This is a genomic window from Actinosynnema sp. NPDC091369 (assembly GCF_044757065.1).
In the GTDB taxonomy this organism is placed as follows: Bacteria; Actinomycetota; Actinomycetes; order Mycobacteriales; family Pseudonocardiaceae; genus Actinosynnema.
Genome location: NZ_JBIVUG010000001.1, coordinates 788434 through 808430 on the forward strand (window position 1 = coordinate 788434; position 19997 = coordinate 808430).

Sequence of the window (19997 nt, forward strand, 5' to 3'; positions counted from 1 at the left end):
CGGGGTGGTCACAGCGGGCTAGCGTTGATCACGTGGAAACGTGGCGGCTCGTCGCCACCGGCGCGTTCCTGCTGGGCGGGCTGGTGATGATCCTCGTCGGCATGGCCCAGGCGCGGGATCGCAAGGGGGCCAGGCGGTCCGACGTGATGCGGGCGTTACTCGTCGGGGCGGTGATCGTCGCGGTCGTGGCGGTGCTGATCGCGTACGTGCTGCCGTCGGTCCTGGCCTGGGGCGTCGTCGCGGCGACCGCCATCGCGGTGGTGTTCGTCACCATGTGGGACTGACCGTGGCGGGCGGCGTGGCCAGCGGTTCTCAGGGCCGCGCGCATAGGCTGATCTGGTGAACGGCTGGACCGACGAACTCGCCCGTGCGCGGCTGCACGTGGTGACGGGCAAGGGCGGGACCGGCAAGACTACGGTCGCCGCCGCGCTCGCGCTGGCGCTGGCCACCGGCGGACGGCGCGTGCTGCTGGTGGAGGTGGAGAACCGGCAGGGCATCGCGCAGCTGTTCGACCGGCCGCCGCTGCCCTACTCCGAGGAGCGGATCGCGTCCGCGCCCGGTGGTGGTGAGGTGCGCGCGCTCGCCGTGGACCCCGAGGCGGCGCTGCTCGAATACCTCGACATGTTCTACAACCTCGGCTTCGCCGGCCGGACGTTGAAGAAGATGGGCGCGATCGAGTTCGCCACCACCCTCGCCCCCGGCCTGCGGGACGTGCTGCTCACCGGCAAGGTCAAGGAGTGCGTGCGCCGCGCGGGCAAGACCGGGCGGCACGAGTACGACGCCGTCGTGCTCGACGCGCCGCCGACCGGTCGGGTGGTCCGGTTCCTGGACGTCACCAGGGCCATGGCCGACCTCGCCAAGGTCGGGCCGATCAAGGGCCAGAGCGAGGGCGTGGTGAAACTGCTGCACTCCGGCGACACGGCGGTGCACCTGGTGGCGCTGCTGGAGGAGATGCCGGTGCGCGAGACGTTGGACGCGGTGGCCGAGCTGGACGCCGCGGACCTGCGGCCCGGCGCGGTGTTCGTGAACCGGGTCAGCCCGCCGCGGTTGCCCGCGCGGTCGGTCGCGTCGGCGTCCGAGGGGCGGGTCGACGCCGGGCGGGTGCGGGCCGGGCTGGAGGCGGCGGGCCTCGACGTGGACGTCGACGTGCTGGACGGGCTGGTCGAGCAGACCGTGGAGCACGCGTTGCGCATCCGCATGGAGGAGCGGGCGAAGGACAAGCTGGCCGAGGCGGACCTGCCGACGCTGGAGCTGCCCGAGCTGACCGACGGGGTGGACGTGGCCGCGCTCTACGAGCTGGCCGAGGTGCTGGTCGGGCGAGGTGTGCGGTGAACCGGCTGGACGTCGACGCGCTGCTGGACAACCCGGAGACCCGGGTGCTGGTGTGCTGCGGTTCCGGTGGCGTCGGCAAGACGACCACGGCGGCGGCGCTGGCGGTGCGGGCCGCCGAACGCGGCCGGCGTGCCGTCGTGCTGACCATCGACCCGGCGCGGCGGCTGGCGCAGTCGCTGGGCCTCGGGGAGCTGGACAACCAGCCGCGGCGGGTCGACGCGCTCGACGTCGACAAGGGCGAGCTGCACGCGATGATGCTGGACATGCGCCGCACGTTCGACGACATGGTGTGGCAGCACGCCGGTCGGGAGCGGGCCGAGCAGATCCTGGCGAACCCGTTCTACCAGACGATCTCCACGTCGTTCTCCGGCACGCAGGAGTACATGGCGATGGAGAAGCTGGGCCAGTTGGTCGAGCGCGACGAGTGGGACCTGGTCGTGGTCGACACGCCGCCGAGCCGGTCGGCGCTGGACTTCCTGGACGCGCCGCAGCGGCTGTCGACGGTGCTCGACGGCAAGCTGATCCGGATGCTGTCGGCGCCCGCCCGTGCGGGCGGGCGCGGCATCCGCAAGATCGTGGGCGCGGGCTTCGGCCTGTTCACCAAAGCCGTGTCCACCATCGTCGGCGGCCAACTCCTGCAGGACGCGTCGACGTTCGTGCAGGCGTTCGACAGCATGTTCGGTGGCTTCCGGCAACGCGCCCAGGCCACCTACGAGCTGCTGCGATCACCCGGAACCGGGTTCCTGGTGGTCGCGGCGGCCGAACCGGACGCGTTGCGCGAGGCCAGCTACTTCGTGGAGCGGTTGAGCGCGGAACGGATGCCGTTGACCGGCCTGGTCGCGAACCGGACGCACCCGGTGCTGGCCCCCTTGCCGGCACCCGGTGCGTTGGCGGCGGCGGACCGGCTCGAGCGCACTGGGGACGCCCCGCTGGCTGCCGCGGTGTTGCGGGTGCACGCGGATCGCGTGGCCGTCGCCGATCGGGAGAAGCGACTGCTCGCGCGATTCACCCGTGCGCACCCTGGTGTTCCGCTGATCGGGGTACCCGCGCTCCCCACCGACGTGCACGACCTGGACGGCCTGCACGAGATCGGTCGGAGGTTGGCGGGCGAGTAGCGGAGCCCGGCCGGCTAACCGACCTTGGACTCCTCGTGGTGCTCCTGACGTGCGGTGTCGAGGAGCTCGTGCCATGAGGTGACGTCCGGGCGACGCCGCAGCAGCGCCCGCCGTTCACGCTCGGTCATGCCGCCCCAGACGCCGAACTCGATCCGGTTGTCCAGGGCCTCGGCAAGGCACTCGGTGCGCACCGGGCAACCCAGGCACACCACCTTGGCCTTGCGCTGCTCCGCACCGCGGACGAAGAGCTGGTCCGGCTCCTCATCACGGCACGACGCCTTGATCCGCCAATCCCCCTGCTGCATATCTCCCCCACCTCAGTTCACACAGTGTCCAGACTTCCTAAATCCGCCACACCCCTGCCGCGGATGCCGTAGGCTCACCAACGAGTGGTCATGCCGTGGGCTGCTGTCTTGGACAGTGACGGACTGTAGAGCCTTCTGGTTCCACCTCCAACCCTGGGTTGCCCACCTGTTACCTGTCTTGAGTACGAGTACTCATCCTGGGTAATCAACTGTGCGCGATCTCGATCACCTCTTCAGGTGCCGCGTACGCTGACCTGCATGCGAGCCAGGAACGGCGTGCTGAAACTGCTCGGACTGTGTCTGCTGGCCGGGGTGCTGCTGGCAGGCATGTTGTTCCCTGTCGTGGGCTCGCTGGGCATGGTGTCGAACAGAGCCAGCGACACGGTCGACAGCATCTCCGCGGACCTGGTCACGACCGACCCGCCGGTGATCTCCACGGTCACCGACAAGGACGGCGCGCCGATCGCGTACCTGTACGACCAGTACCGGGTGCTGGTCCCGCCGGACAAGATCTCGCCGACGATGAAGGCCGCGCTGGTCTCCGTCGAGGACCGCCGGTTCTACGAGCACCAGGGCGTGGACTGGCGGGGCACGATCCGGGCCGGGCTGACCAACCAGTTCAGCGGATCGGTCACCCAGGGTGCCTCCACGCTCACGCAGCAGTACGTGAAGAACTACCTGGTGCACGTCGTCGCGCGCAACAACCAGGTGGAGCAGCAGAAGGCGCAGGAGCAGACGGTCGCGCGCAAGGCGCGTGAATGGCGGATCTCGCTGCAACTGGAGAGCCAGCTGGGCAAGGAGGAAATCCTCGCCCGGTACCTGAACGTGGTGCCGTTCGGGTCGACGATCTACGGCATCGCGGCGGCGTCGCAGGCGTACTTCAACACCACGCCCGACGCGCTGACCGTGTCGCAGTCGGCGATGCTCGCGGGCATGGTCAACAGCCCGTCGGCGCTGAACCCGGAGGTGTTCCCGGAGAAGGCGTTGGAGCGGCGCAACCAGGTGATCGACAAGATGGTCGAGAACGACAAGCTGTCGCGGGACGCGGCGGAGGCGGCGAAGGCCGAGCCGCTGGGGTTGGCGTCGCCGGTGCGGACGCCGCCCAACGGGTGCATCGGGGCCGGGCCGGAGCACGGGTTCTTCTGCTCGTACGCGCTGACCTACCTGGAGCGCAACGGTTTCAGCCTGGAGCAGTTGAAGACCGGCGGGTACACGATCCGGACCACTTTGGACCGCACGATCACCGATCAGGCGAAGCGGTCGGCGGAGGCGCAGGTCGCGAAGTCGACCGACGGGATCGCGAACACGATGGCGGTCGTGCGGCCGGGCAAGGAGCGGCACGAGGTCGTGGCGCTGGTGGCGAACCGGGACTACGGGTTGAAGGCCGACCAGTTCCAGACCCAGTTCGACCTGCCGTCCGGGGTGGAGAACAAGTTCGGCGCGGGGTCGGTCTACAAGGTGTTCACGGCCGCGGCGGCGCTGGAGAAGGGCATGGGGATCGAGAACACGATCGCCACGCCGAACTCGTACGTGTCGCGGGTGTTCAAGGGCGGTGGGGACAAGTGCCCGCCGACCGGTGAGCCGAACACGCGGTGGTACTGCCTGGGCAACGCGTCGTCCACGTACCCGGCGCAGATGTCGTTGCAGACGGCGTTGCAGACGTCGCCGAACACCGGGTTCGTGATCCTGGAAGAGCAGCTGGGCATGGACCCGGTGGTCGACATGGCGTCCCGGTTGGGGATGCGCGAGACGATGGCGACGAACATCGCGGGCGTGCGGCCCGACCCGAAGGCGAAGAACAAGGAGCTGCGGATCTCGCAGACCGAGTTCTACAAGTCCAACGGCGGCAACGCGTCGTTCACGCTGAGCCCCGCGCCGGTGAGCACGCTGGAGCTGGCGAACGTGGCGGCGACGATCATGAGCGGCGGCGTGTGGTGCCCGCCGTCCCCGATCAGCCAGATCGTGGACCGCAACGGCCAGCCGGTGCCGATCAACGAGGCCCCGTGCGAGCAGGTCGTGGCCGAACCGCTGGCCAACGGCCTGGCCGTGGGGATGTCCAAGGACGACCAGGGCAGCGGCACCGCGGCCGCCGCGGCCCGCCAGTTCAAGTGGACGCGGCCGATGATGGGCAAGACGGGGACGACGGAGGACTACAAGTCGGCCGCGTTCATCGGCGCGACGCCGGACTTCGCGGGTGCCGTGCAGACGTTCAACGACGGCGTGGAACCGCGCGGCATTTGCGTCAACGCCGGGCCGCCCCGGTTGTGCGGCAAGGGTGACATCTACGGCGGCACGGTGCCCGCGCGGACGTGGTTCGACACGATGACGAAGGTCCACGAAGGACTGCCGGTGCGCGGCCTCCCCGCCGTCGAGGAGCGCTACCTGAAGGGCGGCAACGAAATCCGCGTGCCGGACGTCGTCGGCCGCAACGTCAACGACGCCACCCGCATCCTCGAACAGGCGGGCTACAAGGTCTCCGCCCAGAACCGGAACTCGGAGCAGCCGAAGGGCCAAGTCGTCAGCCAGACCCCACGCGGCAGCGCCCTCAAGGGCACCGTGATCACCCTGCTGGTGTCGACGGGCTACGTCCCCCCACCCCAACCGACCGAACCACCACCGGCCACCGAACCCCCACCTCCGGGCCAAGGCGACCCCAACCGCCCCGAACCGGGCCGCCCCACGGGCCCACCCCAAATCACCATCCCCACCGATCCACCCCGCCGCTGACCCCAACCCGGGCCGCTGACTTCGGGCCCGCGGGCCCGCGTAGCGCGATCCCGCGTCCGCAGCGCGTCCGGCGAGTCGGCGGTTCCCGTCAGGCGTTCGCCGTGCAGCGGGTGTGGTTCCCGGTGGCGGCTTGGCCGACGTTCCCGTGACGGGGGTATCCGGTCTTCGGCGGCGGCGTGGTCGATGGTTCCGCCGCAGTCGCCCGACCCCTCCGTGGCTCTCCGGCCCCTGCACTCGCTCGGCCCTGCGCCCGCTCAGATCCTGCGCTCGCCCAGGCCAAGCTGCGGTCGAGTCCCGGCGGCTGCTGGGTCCCGGCGGCTGCTGGGTTGCGGCGGCGGCTGGTGGCCGAGTCGGGCGGCGGGGGTTGGTGGGTGGCAGCGGGTCGCGGTCTGGGGTCGTGGTCGCGGTCTCGGGGTCGGGGTCGGGTGGTGGTCGAGGCGCTCCGCTGGTTTTCAACCGAGGTACGAGAACAGTGTTTCCGTACATTTTCGGGCGATGTTCACCCGATCGTGTTCGGGGCGACCGTTCTCGACCTGCGGGAGGCCCTGCGGAGCGCCTTCGGGAGCGACCTTAGATCAACTTGGCCTTGACCGCAGCGGCGACGCGGCCGCCGTCGGCGCGGCCCGCCACCTGGGCGTTGACGGCCTTCATGACCTGGCCCATCTGGCGCTGGCCCGGCCGTTCGCCGAGCTGCTCCGCGACCTGGGCGATGGCGGCGTCGACGAGGGTGGCCAGTTCGGCGTCGTCCAGCTGCGCGGGCAGGTACGCCTCCAGCACCTTGGACTCGGCCTGCTCCAGTTCGGCCTGCTCGGTGCGGCCGGCGCCGGCGAAGGCTTCCGCGGCCTCCTTGCGCTTCTTCACCTCGCGGGTGATGACCTTGAGCACCTCGTCGTCGCTGAGCTCGCGCGCGGTCTTGCCGGAGACCTCTTCGGTGGTCAGGGCGGCCAGCGTCATGCGCAGCGCGCCCGCCCGGACCGTCTCCCGGTTCTTGATCGCCGCCGTCAGGTCCGCCTGCAACCGCGCCTTCAACTCCGCCATGGGCCGGAACGGTACCGGGAAGCCCGTCTCACCCCGAATCGGTTAACCCCCTACCCTCGACCACGTGAAGACGCTCGGCCGAACGCTGCTTGCCACGACCGCCCTCGGCACCGCCACGCTCGCCTACGCGGCGGGCATCGAGCGGAGGCGGTGGACATTGCGCGAGGCGACGGTGCCGGTGCTCGCGCCCGGTTCCGCGCCGCTGCGCGTGCTGCACCTGTCGGACCTGCACATGATGCCGGGGCAGAAGTCCAAGCAGCGGTGGGTCGCGGCGCTGGACGAGCTGGAACCGGACCTGGTGGTGAACACCGGGGACAACCTGGCGCACAAGCAGGCCGTGCCGGCGGTGGTGCGCGCGTTGGGCCCGCTGCTGAACCGTCCCGGCGTGTTCGTGTTCGGCAGCAACGACTACTACGCGCCGCGCCCGAAGAACCCGGCGCGCTACCTGCTGCCGTCGGCGAAGACGAAGCGCATCCACGGCATCCCGCTGCCGTGGCGGGACCTGCGCGCGGCGATGATCGAGCACGGCTGGCTGGACCTGACGCACGTCCGTCGCCGGTTCGAGGTGAACGGCCTGGAGATCTTCGCCGCGGGCCTGGACGACCCGCACCTGAAGCGGGACCGGTTCGAGGAGATCAGCGGTCCGCTGCCGGACGTGCCGCTGCGCCTGGGCGTCACGCACTCCCCGGAGCCGCGGGTGCTGGACCCGTTCGCGGCCGAGGGGTACGACCTGGTGCTGGCGGGTCACACGCACGGCGGTCAGCTGCGCATCCCGGGCTACGGCGCGATCGTGACGAACTGCGAACTGGACCGCTCGCGTGCTCGTGGCGTCTCGCGGTGGGGTGCGCACATGTGGCTGAACGTCTCGGCGGGCCTGGGCACGTCGCCCTACGCGCCCGTGCGCTTCGCGTGCCCGCCGGAGGCGAGCCTGCTGACCTTGGTGCCGCGACCCGTTGACGCAGGTCAGGATGCGTCCGACGCGAAAAGGGATACCCGGTTCGGAGTGGGTGGGAACGTCAGGTAGAGTTCTCCTCGTTCGAGAGCAAGACCGGGGTGTGGCGCAGTTTGGTAGCGCGCTTCGTTCGGGACGAAGAGGTCGCAGGTTCAAATCCTGTCACCCCGACCAGATCAGGCCCGGTCCACCGTCAGGTGGGCCGGGCCTTGTGGTGTGCGCGGAGGTGGGGCCGGGGTTGTGGTTCGCGGCACCCGCCGGGCGCGTCACGGATGGTGGGTCCGTGACGGCTCCTCGTGCGTGGTGGGTTCCCGGTCGGTCAGACGCCGCGCAGGGGCGGGTAGACCTGGTCGGGTTCCGGGGGTTGGTTCTGCTCGTTGAGGGCCCTGGCTTCCTGGAGCTGGTCTTCCAGGGTGACGATGCGGCACGCGGCGTCGAGGCCGGTGCCCTGGTCGACCAGTTCCCTGACCCGGGCGGCCAACCGGAGTTGGCTGCGGGAGTAGCGGCGGTGGCCGCCTGATGAGCGCTGGGGCTCGATCAGCTTCGCCTCGTCCAGGCTGCGCAGGAATCCCGGCGTGGTGCCGAGCATCTCCGCGGCTCTGCCCATGGTGTAGGCGGGGTAGTGGTCGTCGTCCAACTTGCCGGCCGCGGGTCGCGGCTCGTTCTTCTCTGGGGTCATCGCACCTCCGCGCCACGAGGGGCCCCGGCGCCACTCGGCGCCGGGGCCCCAGGGTTATGGGTTCCCACCAACCGGCCGTGAGGCCGGCTTACTGTGTCCGCGTCATCCGCACGAGCTGCGGAGACCGCGAGGATCGCATTTGCGTAACCGGAGACCACCTTCCAATCTTTCTGGACTGCGGTACCCGCCCGGCTCGACTTCAGCCTGAGGCAGGCGATCCGATGGTGTGCAACCCGTCCCTTCTCCTCTGATTACCGATCTTCCTGTCGTCGTTCAGCGGTCGGCACCGGACTTCTCGCTTGCTCCGGCCACCTCGCCGACCGCTCGGCCACCGTGCTGGAACCCCTTCCACTGATCGGCTCCAGCGCGCCTGGCCGTCGTGCCACTTCACTCGCGTGGCGGTCGGCTCCGGGTTCGCTCACTGCTGTCTGGCGTAAATCGGTTGCGTTCCCGGTACTACTTGTGCCCTACCGCCCACGTGCATCACGGGTAGTTCGTCATCTCCCGTGCCGTTCGGACGTTCTCTCTCGTACAACGAGCACACTACACACGACTGCGTGCGAATGTCTACTCCAGCGATCACAGATTTTCTCGTTCGGGTGAGCGTGACTACCTCACCTGCGGAGATGTCAGACGCGCCTTCCAGATCTCCTCGCTGGGCCATTGGCGGGCCCAGGCCGACGACACCTCGGAGTACTCGCGGTGGGCCGGTTCGGGGGCCCGGATCTCGATCAGGTCGTCCACGGTGAAGCCGGACGAGCGCAGCAGCCGCAGCATGTCGCCGTGCGGGAGGGTGAACTCGGCGGAGCTGCCGTGGTCGACGCGCCGCAGGCCGAACTGCGGGCGTTGCAGCGCGGTGGACGCGGTCTCGCCGTCGCGGGCGCAGAGGGCGAACAGCGGGGACCGGCTGAGGAAGACCAGGTGGCCGCCCGGGCGCAGGAGGCGGGCGGCTTCGGGGATCCAGCGGCGCGGGTCGCACCAGAGGGAGGCGCCGTACTCGCTGATGGCGAGGTCGAAGGTGGCGTCCTCGCGGGGCACCTGTTCGGCGTCGCCCTGGATGAGGGGGAAGTCGAGGCCGAACTCGGCCTGCATCTCGCGGGCGGTGTCGAGCTGGCGGGCGGAGATGTCGATGCCGACGGGGCGCGCGTCGAGCCGGGCCAGCCAGGCGGAGACGTAGGCGGTGCCGCAGCCGAGTTCGACGACGTCCATGCCGGGCAGGTCCGGTGGCAGGACGCCGATCTCCGACTCCGGGGTGGCCCACAGCCCCCAGCACGGTTCGGTCCGCGACCAGTGCTCGCGGGCCAGCGGTCCGTGCGCGGCGGCGGCGTGGTCCTCCCAGTGGCGGCGGTTGAGTTCCGTGTGGTCGATCATCCGCCCATTGGACCGGCGCGGTCGGGGGCGGGCGAGCGGTTTTCACCGAGCCGGGCCGCTCAGGCGGCACGGGCGGGCACCGAGGGCCGGGAGGTCCGCTGGGCCCTCCCGGCCGCGTCGACCGGACGTCACTTCACGTGCGGTCGCAGCTCCGCGAGGCGCCGGAGGAGTTCGCCGACCTCGTTCCAGTCGAGCTTCGCGGACTCGCCGGGCGGGGTGTGGATGCAGACGTTGCCCTCTTCGGTGAGCGACACCTCGAGCGTCCGCCGACGACCCAGGGCGTCGACGCACCCGACGCGACCGCCCTGCCGAACCGTGTTCTCGATCATCGGTCAGACCTCCCCTGCGCTGCCACCACCGTGTACCTCGTGATTCGTTCGGACCAACGTGAGCGTTACGAACTACTCCTCGCTGTTGCCTAATTGCCAAACGGCCCAGCAGTGCGAGCTCCCGTCACGTTCCGTTAACCCGATCGAGTGAAGGTTGCCGATTCACGTGACGTTGCGTAACGAGCGGCGGGTCTGGGAACGACGACGAGTCGACGCGTCCGCTCCGGCGCCCGCCACCGCCAGCAGGGAGATGCACCATGAGCACCAGCACAGCCGCGAAGAGCTGGGTCCCCGTCGTCGCGTGGACCCAGGTCGCGCTCGGTTTAGCCGGTGTGGCCGCGGTTCTGGGCTCGCCCGTCGCGGCTGTCGTCATCGGCACGGCCGTCGCGCTCATCGCCCTGGCCCACCGCGCGCTGCGCCGCGCGTCGGACAAGCTGGACCGGATCCTGGACGAGGAACTCGACCGCTAGTCGACCCCGCAGCCCGCCAGGTCGCGCACCACGAGGTCACCCTCCGTCGCACCCGGCGCCGGGAACGTCTCACGCAACGTGAACGCGAACGGCGTCGGGCCGTGCTCGCGCAGGCTCACCAGCCGTTCCTGCGCCTGCGCCACGGTCGGCCGGTGACCGGCGGGCACCCACCACAGCGCGGTCATCGCCTCCACCGGCCGCTCGAAGTACTGCCGGCGCTCCCGCAGCACGGCCACGTGCTCCGGCCCGTACACGTAGTCCACCAGCGCCTGGTGCGACGCCCACGTCGACATGTTCACCAGCAGCCACTCGTCGTCGAAGACCCGCAGCGCGGTCGCGTCGCCGTCCTCGGTCTGCAACCGCCACCGGAAGCCCGGCGCACGGTCGGCCACGGCGTTCACCGGCTCCAGCGCCGCCACGAAACCGGCCATCACCGGGCTGTCCAGCGGCGCGCGCATGCGCCCGATGTTCACCTGCGCCAAGTCGAAGCTCTCCACCGTCATACCCGCACGCTAATCGGGAACATCGAGGTCATGGGAGATCTCGAACTGCGGCGGGCCTACGGCGCGGGAGACCTGGCGGCGTTGCCGGTGTTCGCCGGCGGCTTCATCAACTTCGGCTACTGGGCGGGCATCCCGCTGGACGGCGAGCTGACCGTGGAGCACCGGATCGCCTCCGAGCGGGCGCTGTACGACCTGGTCGTCGACGCGGTCGGCGTCGGGCCGGGTGACCGGGTGATCGAGGTCGGCTCGGGGCGCGGCGTGGGCGCGCGTCGGGTGCTGCTCCGGGAGCCCGCGCTGGTGCGGGGCGTGGACCTGATGCCGGAGCAGGTGGCGCGGGCGGCGGCGGCCAACGACGACCCGCGGGTGGTGTTCGTCCAGGGCTCGTGCGACGACCTGCCGTTCCCAGGCGGTTCGTTCGACGCGCTGCTGTCGGTGGAGGCGGCCCAGCACTTCGAGGACGTGCCGGCGTTCGCCCGGGAGAGCGCCCGCGTGCTCGCGCCGGGCGGCCGGTTGGCCGTGACCACGTTCTTCACCAGGACCGGGGACGCGGGTGCGCGGCTGGCCGGGGTGCTCAGGACGTTCGCCACCGGCCTGGACCGGGCGCACCGGGTCGACGACGTGCTGCGCGACCTGCGGGCGGCCGGTTTCGCCGACGTGCGGGCCGACAGCATCGGCGAGCACGTGTGGCGCGGCCTGGACCGGTGGCTCGCGCAGGGACCGCGGCCCGACGGCTGGGACCGCAACTGGTTACCCGCGTTCGAGCGGGGTCTGGTCGACTACTACCTGGTCACCGCGCGGAAGCCGGCAGGATCGGGGGTGTGACGACGCACCCGACCGCCGAAGTGCCCGACCCGCTGTTCGCCGACGCCGAGGCCGAAGCCCGCTGGCGGGCCCGCTTCACGGCCCCGCGCGTGAGCCTGCCCGGGTGGGCCGACGACGCCCCCGACCGCAGCCTGTACCTGTCGAACTCCAGCGGCGTGTGGGAGATCTACGCCTGGGACCGGGCGAGCGACACGCACCGCAAGGTCACCGACCGCCCCAACGGCACGTCGCACGCCGCGCTCAGCCCGGACGGCGAGACGATCTGGTGGTTCGCCGACACCGACGGCGACGAGTTCGGCACGTGGGTCAGCGAGCCGTTCCACCCCGGCGGCGACCCGCGGCCCGCCGTGGACGGCGTGCAGGCGGGCTACCCGGCCGGGTTGGAGATCGGGCACCGGGTGGTGGCGGTCGGCACGTCCACCGACGACGGCACCACGGTGTACGTCGCGCGGGACGGCGGTCCGGCCGAGGTGATCTACGCGCACGAGAACGACGGCGGCGTGTCGGCGTTGTCCAAGGACGAGACGCTGGTGGTGCTGTCGCACTCCGAGCACGGCGACAACCGGCACGCGGCGCTGCGCGTCGTCACCCCGTCGGGTGAGAAGGTGGCGGAGAAGTGGGACGGGCCGGGCAAGGGCCTGGACGCGATCGCGTTCAGCCCGGTGCGCGGCGACAACCGGCTGCTGGTCGGGCACGAGCGGCGCGGCAAGGACGAGCTGCTGATCTGGGACGTCGCGGCCGACACCGAGACCGAGGTGGTCATCGACCTGCCGGGTGAGATCAGCGCCGACTGGTACCCGGACGCGAAGTCGCTGCTGGTCGTGCACACGTTCCAGGCGCGCAACACGCTGCACCGCTACGACCTGGGAACCGGGGCGCTGCACGCGCTGGACACCCCGCACGGGTCGGTGGGCAGCGCGGGCGTGCGGCCGGACGGCGCGGTGGAGTACTCGTGGTCGTCGGCGGCGCGGCCGGGTGTGGTGCGGGTGCTGGACGTCGACGGGGACGAGCGCGTGCTGCTGGAGCCGGCCGGGCACAAGGCGCCGCCGTCGGTCGACCTGACCGACGTGTTCGTGGGCGACGTGCACGCGCTGGTCGCGCGGCCGGCCGGTGCGCCCGACGGTCCGCTGCCGACGGTGTTCCACCTGCACGGCGGGCCGCACTCGGCCGACGAGGACCGGTTCTCCGCCTACCGGGCGGTGTGGTTGGACGCCGGGTTCGCGGTGGTGCACGTGAACTACCGGGGGTCCACCGGGTACGGGTCGAAGTGGCGTGACGCGATCGAGGGCCGGCCGGGGCTGACCGAGCTGGAGGACGTGGCGGCGGTGCACGACTGGGCCGTCGGGTCCGGGTTCGCCGACCCGGCGAAGTGCGTGGTGAACGGCGCGTCGTGGGGCGGGTACCTGTCGCTGCTGGCGCTGGGCACGCAGCCGGAGCGGTGGGCTGCGGGTGTGGCGGGCGTGCCGGTGGCCGACTACCTCGCCGCTTACGAGGACGAGATGGAGCCGCTGCGGGCGTTCGACCGGGCGCTGTTCGGCGGGTCGCCGGAGGAGCTGCCCGACCGGTACCGCGAGTGCTCGCCGTTGACGTACGTGGACGCGGTGCGCGCCCCGGTGCTGGTGCTGGCGGGTGAGAACGACCCGCGCTGCCCGATCCGGCAGATCGACAACTACCTGGACCGGTTGGCGGCGCGGGGCGCGGCGTACGAGGTGTACCGGTACGACGCGGGGCACGGTTCGCTGGTGGTCGCGGAGACCATCCGGCAGACGGCGGCGGAGGTCGCGTTCGTGCGGCGCGTGCTCTGACCGGGCCGTTCCGCTGACCGGGCCGTTCCGCTGAGAGCGGGCCGTTCGCCCCACCACGACGTCAAGCAGGGGTCCCCGCTCGGGGGACCCCTGCTTTTCACTTTACCGGCGCGGTCCGACATTTTCGGGGGCCGCCGGACGTCCGGCGGCCCCGCGCCGTGGGACGGGTCAAGCCTGCTGGGCCTGCCACATCCAGTGGGCCTGCTCCAGGTTCTTCGTGATCTCGATCAGCAGGTCCTGGGTGACCAGGTCGGACTTGTCGGTCTCGTCGATGCGGTCGCGCAGCCGGCCGATCAGCTCGCCCAGCGCGGTCACGACGGCGGTGACGACCTGTTCTTCCTTCAGCCAGCCGCCGGGGAAGTCCGGCACGCCCGAGCCCGCGGCGACCGTCTTGGCCTTGCCGTCGGGCGAGATGCCGAGCGCGGCGGCCCGTTCGGCCACCTCGTCGGTGTAGGTGCGGGCGGTCGTGACCAGCTCGTCGAGCTGGAGGTGGACGCTGCGGAAGTTCTTGCCGACCACGTTCCAGTGCGCCTGCTTGGCCACCAGGGACAGGTCGACCAGGTCCACCAGGGTGGCCTGGAGCACCGCCCCGACCGACGCCTTGTCCGCGTCGGACAGGGAACTGGTGATCGGAGACTTCTGAGACTTGCTCATGGGTCTGACGCCTCCTTAGACGGTGGTCGTGAGAGCCACCTCGATGTTGCCTCGCGTGGCGTTGGAGTACGGGCAGATCTGGTGCGCGGCGGCGGCCAGGCGGTCGGCCACGTCCTGCTCGACGCCCGGGATGTGCGTCGCCAGCTGCACCGCGAGCTGGAAGCCGCCGCTGCCGTTGGCGCCGAGGTCGACCTTCGCCGTCACCGACGTCTCGCCGATCTGGACCTTGGCCTGCCGCGCGGCGACCTTGAGCGCGCTGTGGAAGCACGCCGCGTACCCGGCCGCGAACAGCTGCTCGGGGTTGGTCCGGTCGCCGCCGGGGCCGCCCAGCTCCTTGGGCGTGGACAGCTGCTCGTCGATCACGCCGTCGGAGGAGCGGACCTCGCCGTTGCGACCGTCCCCGACAGCGATGGCTTCCGCGGTGTAGAGCACCTGCATCTGAACGCTCTCCTTTGAGCTGGTGAATGGGCCCGTCGATCAGCCCAACACCCGGCCGAGGCCGAACCACACCAGGTCGTGTGGCAGCTCACGCCCCACCAACACCTACCCGCTCAGCGGGCCCTCGACACGGCGAACTCGGCCACCTGTCGCCCGATCGTGCGGAGTTGGTCGGCCACCGAAGGCACCGTGCAGCCGCCCTCCAGGTCGAACTCGACCTCGCCCGAGTTGACCGCCGCGCCCAGCGGCGTGGGCCAGCCGCGCAGCGCGTGCACGATGGAGCGCAGCGCGGTGAGCGTGGTCACCGACGCCTGCCAGCCCCGGGCGGTGGCCACGCAGCCGACCGCGCGGCCGTCCAGGTAGGGGCGCGCGTCGCCGCGCAGGTCCTCGACGTAGTCCAGGGCGTTCTTGACCAGGCCGGACACCGTGCCGTGGTAGCCGGGCGAGACGAGCACCACGCCGTCCGCGCCGCGCAGCGCCTCGACCAGCCGGTGGGCGCTCTCGGTGCGCTCGGGGATGGCGGGGTCGTAGAACGGGAGCACCAGGTCGGGTCCGGAGACCTCGACCACTTTCGCGCCCGCCTCCGCGGCGCCCTCCAGGGCGATCCTCATCGCCCGCTCGGACTGCGAGTTGGGGCGCAGGGACCCGCCGATGCCCACCACGGTGACCGTCATGGTTTCCGATCCTGCCACCTCCACCTAAATCGAGGTCCAGTCGCTCGTGCGGACCCCTACCGGCGAGTAACGTACGTCTCATGTCGAAGCTCGCCGAGTCGATCCCTCCCGGCGCCCTGGCCGGTGCCCTGCGCTTCGCGTTCGGCCTGCCCGCGCCGCTGCGCCGGCTGATCGCCGGCCGTCCCATCACGGTGGACGGCCAGCGGCTGCACCCGGAAGCCCAGTTGCTGCTGCGGTTGCAGCAGCTCAGCGGCGAGGACTGGCGCACGACCACGCCCGCCGCCAACCGCCTGGCCCTGACCCGCAGCAGCACTCTGGTCGGCGGCCCCGCCATCGGGGGCGTCACGGTCCGCCCGCTGTCGCTGGACGGCGTCGGCGCGCGGTTCTACGAGCCGACCGGGCTGGCCACCGGCTCGCCGCTGCTGGTCTTCTACCACGGTGGCGGGTGGGTCAGCGGCGACCTGGACAGCCACGACAACCTGTGCCGGTTCCTGGCCGTGCAGGGCGGGGTGCGGGTGCTGTCGGCGGACTACCGGCTCGCGCCGGAACACCCGTTCCCGGCCGCCGCGGACGACGCGCGGACCGCGTTCGAGTACGCCGTCGCGCACGCGGAGGAGCTGCGGATCGACCCGCGGCGCATCGCGCTGGGCGGGGACAGCGCGGGCGGGAACCTGGCGGCGGTGACGGCGCTGCACGCGGACGAGGTCAAGCCGGTGTTCCTGCTGCTGTTCTACCCGGCGGTGGACGCGTCGGTGCGGCGGCGGTCGCGGGAGCTGTTCGGCAAGGGGTTCTTCCTCACCGACGAGAAGATGGACTGGTTCCTCGACCACTACGCGCCGTCACGCGAGACGCACACCGACCCGCGGCTGTCGGTGCTGCTGGCGGAGGACCTGAGCGGGATGCCGCCGACGTACCTGGCGACGGCCGGGTTCGACCCGTTGCGGGACGAGGGCGAGGCGTTCGCGGAGAAGCTGGCCGAGCAGGGCGTGCCGGTGGTCCTGCGGCGGTACGAGGGGCTGTTCCACGGGTACGCGAACATCCTCGGCGTCGGCGGCGTGTTCCGGGAGGCCGTGGCGGAGGCGGTGGGCTCGTTGCGCACCGGGTTGGCGCTGGCGAACACGCGGCAGGACATCCCCGAGACGGCGTGACCCCGCGGGCCGGTCGCCCCCGTCGGCGACCGGCCCCGGTTCGTCGTGCGCGCCTCGACCGCCGTTCGGCTCCGCCCGCAGGGCCTCGGCCGGCTAGGATCGGCGGCATGACGTTCTTCTTCCTCGTCTGACGCGCCCGCCGGCGGGTTGCGCGGACAATCCCCTCGCCGGCGATGCGGGGCGGTGATCACGCCGCTCCGGGTCGCGACGTGGGAGCAGATCAAGTGATCTCTCGTGGACCGGCGCCCTGGCGCGCCGGGGTTCTGCCGCGTCCTGGCGTTGTCGTCACGACGTGACGGCCGCGCTGGTCGTGGCGCGGACGGTGCGGGGAGTCGAGGACCTGGTGGCGGCGGAGGTCCGTCGCCGCGGACTGGGTCGGGTGGAGCGGATCGGGCACCGCGAGGTGTGGTTCCGGTGCGCCGATCCCGGTCCCGGGGTCCTCGCCCTGCGCACCGCCGACGACGTGTTCCTGGTGGCGGCCGAGGTGGTCGGGGTGGGGCGGGCCAAGGCGTCGCTCCGGCTCCTGGCCGAGGCCGTCGCGTCCGTTCCGCTGCCCGAGCTGGTGGCGTTGCGCGAACTGTGCCGTGGTGGTGGGGGTGCGTGGACGGGGGTCGACGTTTCGGCGTCGTTCCTCGGGCGGCGCAACTACAGCCGTTACGACGTGGAGGACGCGGTGGGGGTGCCGTTGGCCGCTGCGCTGGGGGTGCCGTACCGGAGCAGGCGCGGGGGTGCGGTGCCGCCGGCGGGTGGGTTGTCGTGGCGGGTGACCGTGGCCGACGACCGGGCGTTGGTGGCGCTGCGCGTCGCCGACCGGCCGCTGCACCGGCGGGACTACCGGGTGGCGTCCCGGCCGGGGAGCCTGCACCCGCCGCTGGCGGCGGCGATGCTCGACCAGGCCGGGGTGTTCGCGGGGGCGGTGGTGCTCGACCCGTTCTGCGGGACGGGGACGATCCCGATCGAGGCGGGGCTGGGGTCGCCGGTTGTCCACAGGGTGCGGATCGTCGGCAGCGACCGGGACCCGGCGGCGCTAGCGTCGGCGGTGACGAATGCCCGGAACGCCGCCTTGACGCCGACCGCAACACGATGGGGTGATCATCGGCCCAGAATGTACGGAAACACTGTTACCGCACCTCGGTTGAAAACCAGCGGAGCCCGAAACCACCCCCGACCGCCCACCACCGCCCACCCGGAGGCCCCACCGATCACCTGGACCACCGCCGACGCCGGCCACCTGCCCGTGGGCGACGGCACGATCGACCTGGTCGTGACCAATCCCCCGTGGGCCCGCCAGGTCCCGCCGGCCGGGGCCCTGGCCCACTCGCCGGCCCGGTTCTGGCACGAACTGCGCCGCGTCCTGCGCCCCACCGGCCGCGCGCTGCTGCTCCTGCCCGACCCCGACCACCACCTGACCGCCGCCGCCCGGGCCGGCCTGACCACCACCCACCGCCGACCGGTGAGCCTGTCGGGACTGCACCCGGAGGTGGTCGAACTGGTGCCACGCCGGACCCCGTGAGGCGGCACGGCGGCGGACGGCGGACGCGGCGGTAGCGCACGGCGGCGGCGGCGGTGGTGTGCGGCGGTGGTGTGCGGTGGGGCGTGAACGGCAAGGCAGGGCCGCCCGTGAGGACTCGGGCGGCCCTGCGGGATGTGCACTATCAGGGGTGCACCGGTCACTTGCCGAACGCGGCGGCGATCTTGTCGCCGGTCTCCTTGTCGATGGTGCGCCAGTACTCGAACACGCGCTCCAGCACCGGTTCGGACACGCCGTTGGACGCGTGCGCGACCACGGTCCGCACCAGGCGCTCGCGCTGCGCCTCGTCCATCACCTCGCGGATCAGGGTGCCCGCCTGGCCGAAGTCGTCGTCCTCCGCGTGCAGCCGGTAAGCCGAACGGGTCACCGCGTCCTCCACGCCGTAAGCCGACGCCACCTCGCCGGCCGCCGCCGCGGACGCGTGCGGGCCGCCGTAGGAGTTCGGCGCGTACACCGGGTCGGCGGCGTTGGTGAACCGCATCGCGCCGTCCTTGGAGTACGAGTGGACCGGCGACTTCGGCCGGTTCACCGGCAGCTCGTTGTAGTTCGCGCCGATGCGGTACCGGTGGGCGTCGGGGTAGGAGAAGATCCGGCCGATCAGCATCCGGTCCGGTGACGTGCCGATGCCGGGCACCAGGTTCGTCGGCTCGAACGCGGCCTGCTCGATCTCGGCGAAGTAGTCCGACGGGTTGCGGTCGAGCACCAGCTTGCCGACCTCGACCAGCGGGTAGTCGGCGTGCGGCCACACCTTGGTCAGGTCGAACGGGTTGAAGCGGTAGCCGGCGGCGTCCTCGTAGGGCATGACCTGGACGTGCAGCGTCCACGACGGGAACTCGCCGCGCTCGATGGCGTGCCACAGGTCGGCGCGGTGGGCGTCGGCGTCCTCGCCGGCGATTCGGGCGGCCTCCTCGGAGGTCAGGTTCTCGATGCCCTGGTCGGTCTTGAAGTGGTACTTGACCCAGAAGCGCTCACCGGCGGCGTTCTCCCACAGGTAGGTGTGCGAGCCGTAGCCGTTCTGGTGGCGCCACGTCTTCGGGATGCCGCGGTCGCCCATCAGCCACGTCACCTGGTGCGCGGTCTGCGGCTGCAACGTCCAGAAGTCCCACTGCATGTCGTGGTCGCGGCGGCCGGTGTCGGCGCGGCGCTTCTGCGAGCGGATGAAGTCGGGGAATTTGATCGGGTCGCGCAGGAAGAACACCGGGGTGTTGTTGCCGACGATGTCGTAGTTGCCCTGGCTCGTGTAGAACTTCACCGCGAACCCGCGCGGGTCGCGCCACGTGTCGGGCGAGCCGAGCTCGCCGGCGACGGTCGAGAAGCGCAGCAGCACCTCGGTCTTGACGCCGGGCTGGAACAGCGCCGCCTTGGTGTAGCGGCTCACGTCCTCGGTGGTCTCGAAGTGGCCGAACGCGCCGCCACCCTTGGCGTGCACGACCCGCTCGGGCACCCGTTCGCGGTTGAACTGGGCGTTCTTCTCGATCAGGTAGTGGTCCTGGAGCAGGATCGGGCCGTTGGCGCCGAGGGTGAGCGAGTGGTCGTCGCTCGCCACCGGGATGCCCGCGTTGTTGGTGGTGTGACGCGCTTCGGTCACGGGGGTAGCTCCTTCTGTGGGGTTCGGCAGTCAGCGCCCCTGGCAGTCAGGGCCCCTGGCAGTCAGGGCCCCTGGCAGTCAGGGCCCCTGGCAGTCGGGGCACAGACCCCAGAACAGGACTTCCGCCTCGTCCACGGAGAAGCCGACCGTGTCGGAGGGTTCGAGGCAGGGCGCGGCGCCGTGGACGCAGTCGACGTCCTCGGTGCGACCGCAGACCCGGCACACGAGGTGGTGGTGGTTGTCGCCGGTCCGCGTCTCGTACCGCGCCGGGTGCCCGGCGGGTTCGATCCGGCGCAGCAACCCGGTCCGCGCGCACGCGTTCAGCACGTCGTAGACGGCCTGCGTGGACACGGACCCCAACCGGGCCCGCACGCCCTCGGCGACCGCGTCGGCCGTGGCGTGGGGGTGCTCGGCGAGCCAGTCGAGCACCGCGATCCGGGGCGCGGTGACGCGCAGCCCGGCGTCTTTGAGCAGCTCGCGAGGTCCTGGGGTCATGGCTCCACCACTCCACCACGC

21 protein-coding genes and 1 tRNA gene are annotated in these 19997 nt (G+C 71.4%); 11 read left to right on the top strand and 11 right to left on the bottom strand.

Annotated elements, in window-relative coordinates:
- Window positions 1-32: 32 nt before the first annotated feature.
- The 3 genes from ACIQMJ_RS03845 to bagB are packed head-to-tail and all read left to right on the top strand — an operon-like array spanning window position 33 to window position 2447.
- On the top strand, window positions 33-284 hold the full coding sequence (locus ACIQMJ_RS03845; RefSeq protein ID WP_366198446.1) for a hypothetical protein: 252 nt from the start codon (window positions 33-35) through the stop codon (window positions 282-284).
- Window positions 285-339: 55 nt separating this feature from the next.
- Complete coding sequence (bagA, locus tag ACIQMJ_RS03850) at window positions 340-1332, top strand: ATPase BagA (protein ID WP_499759472.1); 993 nt, start codon at window positions 340-342, stop codon at window positions 1330-1332.
- Entirely contained in the window at window positions 1329-2447 is a 1119-nt protein-coding gene (bagB, locus tag ACIQMJ_RS03855; RefSeq protein ID WP_499759473.1) for an ATPase BagB, read from the top strand. Before bagA ends, bagB begins: the two co-directional genes overlap by 4 nt.
- A gap of 14 nt (window positions 2448-2461) precedes the next feature.
- Here the strand turns inward: bagB and ACIQMJ_RS03860 are convergent, their stop codons facing one another.
- Entirely contained in the window at window positions 2462-2752 is a 291-nt protein-coding gene (locus ACIQMJ_RS03860) for a WhiB family transcriptional regulator (protein ID WP_106616446.1), read from the bottom strand.
- Between the two features lie 258 nt (window positions 2753-3010).
- On the opposite strand from ACIQMJ_RS03860, the gene ACIQMJ_RS03865 reads away from it, so the two are divergent.
- Window positions 3011-5479: a penicillin-binding protein gene (locus ACIQMJ_RS03865; protein WP_499759474.1), complete on the top strand. Its 2469-nt coding sequence runs from the start codon at window positions 3011-3013 to the stop codon at window positions 5477-5479.
- Window positions 5480-6049: 570 nt separating this feature from the next.
- Here the strand turns inward: ACIQMJ_RS03865 and ACIQMJ_RS03870 are convergent.
- Window positions 6050-6517 (bottom strand): GatB/YqeY domain-containing protein, encoded by a 468-nt coding sequence (locus ACIQMJ_RS03870; protein WP_499759475.1) that lies wholly within the window; start codon window positions 6515-6517, stop codon window positions 6050-6052.
- Between the two features lie 64 nt (window positions 6518-6581).
- Between ACIQMJ_RS03870 and ACIQMJ_RS03875 the strand changes: the two genes are divergently transcribed.
- Both ACIQMJ_RS03875 and ACIQMJ_RS03880 read left to right on the top strand, forming a co-directional pair.
- Window positions 6582-7541, top strand: a complete 960-nt coding sequence (locus ACIQMJ_RS03875; protein WP_499759476.1) for a metallophosphoesterase — start codon at window positions 6582-6584, stop codon at window positions 7539-7541.
- A gap of 25 nt (window positions 7542-7566) precedes the next feature.
- A tRNA-Pro gene (locus tag ACIQMJ_RS03880) sits at window positions 7567-7643 on the top strand.
- A gap of 145 nt (window positions 7644-7788) precedes the next feature.
- Here the strand turns inward: ACIQMJ_RS03880 and ACIQMJ_RS03885 are convergent.
- The 3 genes from ACIQMJ_RS03885 to ACIQMJ_RS03895 form a co-directional block, all read right to left on the bottom strand.
- Window positions 7789-8148, bottom strand: coding sequence for a MerR family transcriptional regulator (locus tag ACIQMJ_RS03885; protein ID WP_499759477.1), 360 nt, complete (start codon window positions 8146-8148; stop codon window positions 7789-7791).
- Window positions 8149-8757: 609 nt separating this feature from the next.
- Window positions 8758-9519, bottom strand: coding sequence for a class I SAM-dependent methyltransferase (locus tag ACIQMJ_RS03890; protein WP_499759478.1), 762 nt, complete (start codon window positions 9517-9519; stop codon window positions 8758-8760).
- A 128-nt stretch (window positions 9520-9647) separates the two neighbouring features.
- Window positions 9648-9848, bottom strand: coding sequence for a hypothetical protein (locus tag ACIQMJ_RS03895; protein WP_073897285.1), 201 nt, complete (start codon window positions 9846-9848; stop codon window positions 9648-9650).
- Between the two features lie 257 nt (window positions 9849-10105).
- On the opposite strand from ACIQMJ_RS03895, the gene ACIQMJ_RS03900 reads away from it, so the two are divergent.
- Window positions 10106-10318 (top strand): hypothetical protein, encoded by a 213-nt coding sequence (locus tag ACIQMJ_RS03900; RefSeq protein ID WP_499759479.1) that lies wholly within the window; start codon window positions 10106-10108, stop codon window positions 10316-10318.
- Here the strand turns inward: ACIQMJ_RS03900 and ACIQMJ_RS03905 are convergent.
- A complete protein-coding gene (locus ACIQMJ_RS03905) occupies window positions 10315-10815 on the bottom strand; it encodes a DUF3291 domain-containing protein (RefSeq protein ID WP_499760240.1) in 501 nt (166 codons plus the stop codon). The genes ACIQMJ_RS03900 and ACIQMJ_RS03905 overlap by 4 nt on opposite strands.
- A gap of 36 nt (window positions 10816-10851) precedes the next feature.
- Between ACIQMJ_RS03905 and ACIQMJ_RS03910 the strand changes: the two genes are divergently transcribed.
- On the top strand, window positions 10852-11643 hold the full coding sequence (locus ACIQMJ_RS03910) for a class I SAM-dependent methyltransferase (protein ID WP_499759480.1): 792 nt from the start codon (window positions 10852-10854) through the stop codon (window positions 11641-11643).
- Complete coding sequence (locus tag ACIQMJ_RS03915; RefSeq protein ID WP_499759481.1) at window positions 11640-13448, top strand: prolyl oligopeptidase family serine peptidase; 1809 nt, start codon at window positions 11640-11642, stop codon at window positions 13446-13448. Before ACIQMJ_RS03910 ends, ACIQMJ_RS03915 begins: the two co-directional genes overlap by 4 nt.
- A 168-nt stretch (window positions 13449-13616) precedes the next feature.
- On the opposite strand, the gene ACIQMJ_RS03920 is transcribed toward ACIQMJ_RS03915, so the two are convergent.
- The 3 genes from ACIQMJ_RS03920 to ACIQMJ_RS03930 all read right to left on the bottom strand — a co-directional run bounded on the left by ACIQMJ_RS03920 (window position 13617) and on the right by ACIQMJ_RS03930 (window position 15214).
- On the bottom strand, window positions 13617-14102 hold the full coding sequence (locus ACIQMJ_RS03920; RefSeq protein WP_499759482.1) for a Dps family protein: 486 nt from the start codon (window positions 14100-14102) through the stop codon (window positions 13617-13619).
- 15 nt (window positions 14103-14117) lie between these two features.
- Complete coding sequence (locus tag ACIQMJ_RS03925) at window positions 14118-14540, bottom strand: organic hydroperoxide resistance protein (protein ID WP_499759483.1); 423 nt, start codon at window positions 14538-14540, stop codon at window positions 14118-14120.
- Between the two features lie 113 nt (window positions 14541-14653).
- Window positions 14654-15214, bottom strand: coding sequence for an NADPH-dependent FMN reductase (locus tag ACIQMJ_RS03930; protein WP_499759484.1), 561 nt, complete (start codon window positions 15212-15214; stop codon window positions 14654-14656).
- Between the two features lie 80 nt (window positions 15215-15294).
- On the opposite strand from ACIQMJ_RS03930, the gene ACIQMJ_RS03935 reads away from it, so the two are divergent.
- Complete coding sequence (locus tag ACIQMJ_RS03935; RefSeq protein WP_499759485.1) at window positions 15295-16362, top strand: alpha/beta hydrolase; 1068 nt, start codon at window positions 15295-15297, stop codon at window positions 16360-16362.
- 292 nt (window positions 16363-16654) lie between these two features.
- Window positions 16655-17875: a methyltransferase domain-containing protein gene (locus ACIQMJ_RS03940; RefSeq protein WP_499759486.1), complete on the top strand. Its 1221-nt coding sequence runs from the start codon at window positions 16655-16657 to the stop codon at window positions 17873-17875.
- A gap of 157 nt (window positions 17876-18032) precedes the next feature.
- Here ACIQMJ_RS03940 and ACIQMJ_RS03945 read toward each other — a convergent pair whose 3' ends face one another.
- Window positions 18033-19481: a catalase gene (locus tag ACIQMJ_RS03945; protein ID WP_499759487.1), complete on the bottom strand. Its 1449-nt coding sequence runs from the start codon at window positions 19479-19481 to the stop codon at window positions 18033-18035.
- Window positions 19482-19559: 78 nt separating this feature from the next.
- Complete coding sequence (locus ACIQMJ_RS03950) at window positions 19560-19976, bottom strand: Fur family transcriptional regulator (RefSeq protein WP_499759488.1); 417 nt, start codon at window positions 19974-19976, stop codon at window positions 19560-19562.
- Window positions 19977-19997: the final 21 nt, after the last annotated feature.

Coding starts and splice junctions, on each gene's coding strand:
- ACIQMJ_RS03860 (WP_106616446.1), bottom strand. CDS start 2,752: ATGCAGCAGGGGGATTGGCGGATCAAGGCGTCGTGCCGTGATGAGGAG.
- ACIQMJ_RS03865 (WP_499759474.1), top strand. CDS start 3,011: ATGCGAGCCAGGAACGGCGTGCTGAAACTGCTCGGACTGTGTCTGCTG.
- ACIQMJ_RS03870 (WP_499759475.1), bottom strand. CDS start 6,517: ATGGCGGAGTTGAAGGCGCGGTTGCAGGCGGACCTGACGGCGGCGATC.
- ACIQMJ_RS03885 (WP_499759477.1), bottom strand. CDS start 8,148: ATGACCCCAGAGAAGAACGAGCCGCGACCCGCGGCCGGCAAGTTGGAC.
- ACIQMJ_RS03890 (WP_499759478.1), bottom strand. CDS start 9,519: ATGATCGACCACACGGAACTCAACCGCCGCCACTGGGAGGACCACGCC.
- ACIQMJ_RS03895 (WP_073897285.1), bottom strand. CDS start 9,848: ATGATCGAGAACACGGTTCGGCAGGGCGGTCGCGTCGGGTGCGTCGAC.
- ACIQMJ_RS03900 (WP_499759479.1), top strand. CDS start 10,106: ATGAGCACCAGCACAGCCGCGAAGAGCTGGGTCCCCGTCGTCGCGTGG.
- ACIQMJ_RS03910 (WP_499759480.1), top strand. CDS start 10,852: ATGGGAGATCTCGAACTGCGGCGGGCCTACGGCGCGGGAGACCTGGCG.
- ACIQMJ_RS03920 (WP_499759482.1), bottom strand. CDS start 14,102: ATGAGCAAGTCTCAGAAGTCTCCGATCACCAGTTCCCTGTCCGACGCG.
- ACIQMJ_RS03925 (WP_499759483.1), bottom strand. CDS start 14,540: ATGCAGGTGCTCTACACCGCGGAAGCCATCGCTGTCGGGGACGGTCGC.
- ACIQMJ_RS03930 (WP_499759484.1), bottom strand. CDS start 15,214: ATGACGGTCACCGTGGTGGGCATCGGCGGGTCCCTGCGCCCCAACTCG.
- ACIQMJ_RS03935 (WP_499759485.1), top strand. CDS start 15,295: ATGTCGAAGCTCGCCGAGTCGATCCCTCCCGGCGCCCTGGCCGGTGCC.
- ACIQMJ_RS03950 (WP_499759488.1), bottom strand. CDS start 19,976: ATGACCCCAGGACCTCGCGAGCTGCTCAAAGACGCCGGGCTGCGCGTC.